At 53.1% G+C, this 4,748-nt stretch carries 3 protein-coding genes and 1 pseudogene; 1 reads left to right on the top strand and 3 read right to left on the bottom strand.

Annotation, left to right across the window (positions count from 1 at the left end):
* Positions 1 to 84: 84 nt before the first annotated feature.
* Positions 85 to 2,184: pseudogene (locus IEY52_RS26225) on the top strand (Tn3 family transposase).
* A gap of 190 nt (positions 2,185 to 2,374) precedes the next feature.
* On the opposite strand, the gene IEY52_RS26215 reads toward IEY52_RS26225, so the two are convergent.
* From IEY52_RS26215 to IEY52_RS26205, 3 genes are all read right to left on the bottom strand, one after another.
* Positions 2,375 to 3,442, bottom strand: a complete 1,068-nt coding sequence (locus tag IEY52_RS26215; protein ID WP_189009580.1) for a hypothetical protein — start codon at positions 3,440 to 3,442, stop codon at positions 2,375 to 2,377.
* 499 nt (positions 3,443 to 3,941) lie between these two features.
* Complete coding sequence (locus IEY52_RS26210; RefSeq protein ID WP_189009577.1) at positions 3,942 to 4,289, bottom strand: alpha/beta hydrolase; 348 nt, start codon at positions 4,287 to 4,289, stop codon at positions 3,942 to 3,944.
* A gap of 32 nt (positions 4,290 to 4,321) precedes the next feature.
* A complete protein-coding gene (locus IEY52_RS26205) occupies positions 4,322 to 4,672 on the bottom strand; it encodes a hypothetical protein (RefSeq protein ID WP_189009574.1) in 351 nt (116 codons plus the stop codon).
* Positions 4,673 to 4,748 lie beyond the last annotated feature (76 nt).

Here is a 4,748-nt window from a genome sequence, read left to right as displayed (position 1 = left end):
CTTACCGACTCGAGGGGGCATGACAGGTCCATTCTCCCACCTGGGAGCCTGGCCTAACACACAATCATCTCAACGAACGACCTCATGGCCAAGGTGCTGGGAAAACTGCAAAAAGAATACCGGGATGACCGAATGAGAAACCTGCCCTCGCTGGATCAAGCGTCCCAGACCATGAAAAAGATCCTGGCGCTTTTGCTGGACGACAAGATCACCACCCTGGAAGAACTGAAGAAACAGGCCTTCAAGATTGCTTCAAAGGAAAAACTGGCGGATGTGCTGGAAGCCGTGACCCTGCTCACCCAGAGCCAGGAAGACCGCAAACTGGAAGATTTCCAGCGCCGGTACAGTTACGTGAGGCAGTTTCTGCCCCTGATGATGACCACCCTCTCTTTTCAGGCCAACAGCAGTGGCAAACCTGTACTGGAAGCCTGGCAGGCCCTGTGCAGGCTGGAGGGCCGCAAAAAAGTGGACCTGAGGGAAGTCCCAACAGACCTGCTGGACCGACACTGGAAGAGCAAACTGAAAAACGAAGACGGCACCCTCAACCGTGCAGCCTACACGCTGGGGGTGCTGGAACATCTGTGGGAAGCCCTTTCTCGCAGGGAAGTGTTCGTCGAAAACAGCCTGCGCTACACGGATCCCACCGCAAAACTGCTGTCCCCGGCGTCCTGGGAAAAACAGCGCCTTGAAGTCTGCCAGAGTTTGAACCTCAGCCCTGACGCTGACACCTTCATTGCCAGCATCAGCAAAGATTTGCACCTGCACTACCTGTTTGTGGCGGGACGGGTCAAGAAAAATGCCAGCCTGGAACTGCAGGATTCTGAAGACCAAAAATCGGTCAGCCCCCACCTGGAGAAGCTGGACGCTTTTGTTGAACCAGACTCCCTCAAACAGCTGAGGGCAGAAATCAAGAAATTGCTGCCACAGGTGGACCTGCCAGAACTCCTGCTGGAAGTGCATTCCTGGACGGGTTTTCTGTCAATGTTTTCCCACATCAGTGAAGGGAACAGCCGGGCCACCGACCTGCTGGTGTCTATTTGTGCGGTCCTCACTTCAGAAGCCTGCAACGTTGGGTTCGAGCCCGTCAGCCACACACAAAATCCAGCCCTGTCCAAAGACCGCCTGTCGTGGGTGAACCAGAATTACGTGCGTGCGGAGAGCATCTCAGACGCCAATGCCCGTCTGGTGAACTTCCAGAAGGACATCCCACTCGCCCAGGAATGGGGTGGGGGTCAGCTGGCTTCTGTGGATGGGCTGCGTTTCAAAGTGCCCGTGCGCAGTATCCATGCCAGAGCCAACCCCAAATACTTTGGTCATGGCCGTGGACTCACCTGGCTGAATTACGTCTCAGACTATGGAACTGGGTTTCATGGGATCGTAATTCCAGGGACCATGCGCGACTCCCTGTTCGTGCTCGATGGCTTACTCGAACAGAACACTGAATTGCAGCCCAAACGGATCACCTCAGATACCCATGGGTACTCCGACATTGTTTTTGGCCTGTACCGGCTCCTGGGGTACCAGTTCTCCCCGAGGCTGGCAGATTTAACCGACCAGCGGTTCTGGCGGGTGGACAAAGAGGCAGATTATGGAGCCCTGAACAAGCTGGCCCGCCACAAGATCAACACGGAGATCATTCGGGAACACTGGGATGAAATCTTACGTGTGGTGGGCTCCCTGACCACCAGGACGGTTAAAGCCTCATAAATCCTGCGGGTGCTGCAAAGGAAAGGCAAACCCAACAAACTGGGTCGGGCCATTGGAGAAATAGGACGGATGGCGAAATCCATTCATCTCCTCAAGTACCTGGACGATGAAAGCTACCGTCGGGAGATCCGGGAACAACTGAACCTGCATGAGTCCCGCCATTCCTTGGCCAGAGAAGTGTTCCATGGGAAACGGGGGGAACTGAGGCAAGCCTACAAGGCTGGACAGGAAGACCAACTGGGGGCATTGGGGCTGGTGGTGAATGCGATTTGCCTGTGGAACACCAAATACACCGATCTAGCCTTGAAGCACCTACAGGACAGGGGAATGACCATTTTAAAGGAAGACGTAGAAAGGCTGTCACCCTTTGTGCGGGAACACATCAACCTGCTGGGTCGGTACCACTTTGAGGTGCCAGAGGTGGTCAGACAGGGATTGATGAGGCCCCTGGTGGCGGCAGACGACGATTTTGAATGAAAAATACCCTGTCCCAGAGAAGGAATTTTGGATTAGCCCGATAAAATCCGTCCCAGTGGCCCCTTTACCCCTTGGTCCACTATTTTTGAAGAGCTGGAATTAGTGGAAGACGATTGAGACAGCAAAAACTGTCATAGAGGTAACAGCAGTCGTATTGAGCATCATCAGTTTTGAATGCGAAAAATGTCGTTTATATCAGCAATTTTCTGATCCTACCGTTAAAATCTGTTCCGATACACCAATTCCCCCGAATACTCAGGGCTGGCCGGTCCAAGGTGAGGGTGTACTCCATCGAGCAAAATCCGTACAGGAAACTGTAGTAGAGGTGCAGCCAGTACGAGAAGCTCCCCGCAGCAAGCGTCATTCTGGGGTTTTGTCCGTCCTGGAGCCAGTGGTGGTTCATCCGCAGTTTCACCTCTCGGGTCTGCAGCAGGTCGAACAGCTTGAGGGTGGCTTCCTGCAGGTCATCAAAGGCAAAGAGGTTGAAACCGTAGGATTCTTCTGGCGTCCAACGTACCATGTTCTTCAGACTGTACTTCTGGTGGTGATCCCCATGTGGAGCCATGTCGGCAATGTAGAGTTTTTTCTCATCTGGAATGGCATAAAGTTCGAGGTACTGGTGCAGTTTCTTGCAATGAAACCACAAGAGCAGGTCCGTATCAGGGTGAGGCAGGCACACCTCCAGCACGAATCCGGGGTAGAGGATGCCTTCCAGGGGTGTCTGGAGGACCTTCTCCTTCAGCTCCTGGACCGAGGGGGTGGAAGCCTCGGGAACGTCTGCAGTGCTGTTGTCTGACTTCCGGACTCGGTATTCCATGGAGGAGAAGCCATCAAAGGGACTGAAATACAGTTTCAGGAAGTGCTCCAGGTGTTGGGTGGGGATGTCCAGGATACACTGGGTTTCGTATCCCACGAAGTGCAGGTTGACCCCAAGGGTGATCTCCTGGGTGTTGAGAAGATCCATGGCCTTCTGAATGGCCTTGGCCAGCTCTTTGATGTTGTCATGCCGGAACGTCAGGCTGGTTTCCGTCCAATCAATCATTTCGATGGCTTCATAGCGGAAGGATGAGGAGGGGGCAGGGAGGGTGTCGACGACCATGAGCCGCTCGTCTTCAGCCCAGTAGTAGAGTTCCAGGTGCTCTCCGATGGGAATGCCACTGGCCCAGGCCAGTTGGGTGGAGGGGGTGCCGGGGAGAGCGATTTCAAACCAGAATTCGTTGTACAAGAGGCCCCTTTCGGAGAGATACGCGGGATTCATTTCGGGTGGAACAGTCAAATTTTACCATGTGAGTATGCCATAAATTTCACGAGCAGGGAGATGTGTGCCAATCCCAACAAACCCACCCCCGTCCTTTCCCCGGCCGGGGATTGGTTTCCCCTTCTTCCTCGTTCCCAGCCCTTTCCTCTGGAGTTTCTGGCTCCGGTGTTCTGCCGGGGTGCTTTTCACTAAGCTGAGGCAGGGGCAGAAGCGGGGAGGGAAAAGAGTAGGGGAGGGGGAAGGGACTGGGAATGATCAATTTCTTGATTTTGATGTGGATTTCGCTTGTGAAAAAAGTATCTCCTTCATCTCTGGATGCTTTTCGTCTAAAACAGAACAAAAACCCCGAAACAACCGGAGGAAAGCCCCCACAGATCAACACCATCTTCATTCCTAACATAATACATCCCCCTCCATGTTTCCATTGAAACAAACTGGCCTCCACCCCACACCCCCAGCTCTGGCAGCCCCCAACCAAAATCAGGTCCCTCACCACGCCTCAGGGCAACCGGAACTGAAAAGGCTGCAGATGATCCGTGCAGGACAGCTCCGCCCCCACACCTGACCTCAGAAAACCATCCAGCACCTGAAAGTAGCACCGATATGCAGGCAGGCTTGGGTAACTGCCATGACCACCCCCATCGATCACCAGATGCATGGCGTAACCCAACTCCACTTTCACGTGCCATGCTCCATCCAGGGGCGTGGCCGGATCCAGGGTCCCAGACACCAGCAAAATCGGCACCTCCGTTCTGAGGGGCAGGGCAAACCCTGCAGGCACCGCCGGGAAATCCAGCTGTTCTCCCAGAAAGGGGGTGGTGTCACAAGCTTCCAGGGGTTGTCCCATTGTTAAAGGTGTTTTGGATAAACTGAAAAATTTCATGTCCAGAACGCCTGATTTTCTTTCATCTCCTTTTTGGTCCAAATTCCTTTTTTCATAGAAAACTCAACTGGGACACTGAAATTCCGTTTCTGCCACTGACACAAACGTATGGGATTCTGGCATTTTGATTCTGGCTCTCCCGCTCTTTTGGTGAAAGCAAATATTGCTACAGTAATATGGAAATTATGGGCACCAGACGCAAACACCAGAAATACAGTCCATGGGTTGAAGCCATGATTATACTGGCCAACGACCCCTTGGCTCATGTCGTCTGTCCCACATGCCATCAACATCACCTGATCATGTTTAACTGAGATTTTGCACCTATGCAGGGCTGTTTTGCCCATTCAGCAAAAACTCATCTGAGACAACAAAAATGGGCAGAGTGTCTACGTCTGCCCATCAATTATTATGCACCCTACT

This window comes from Deinococcus roseus, assembly GCF_014646895.1.
Classification (GTDB): domain Bacteria; phylum Deinococcota; class Deinococci; order Deinococcales; family Deinococcaceae; genus Deinococcus_C; species Deinococcus_C roseus.
This window is presented reverse-complemented; position numbering and strand designations above follow the sequence as displayed.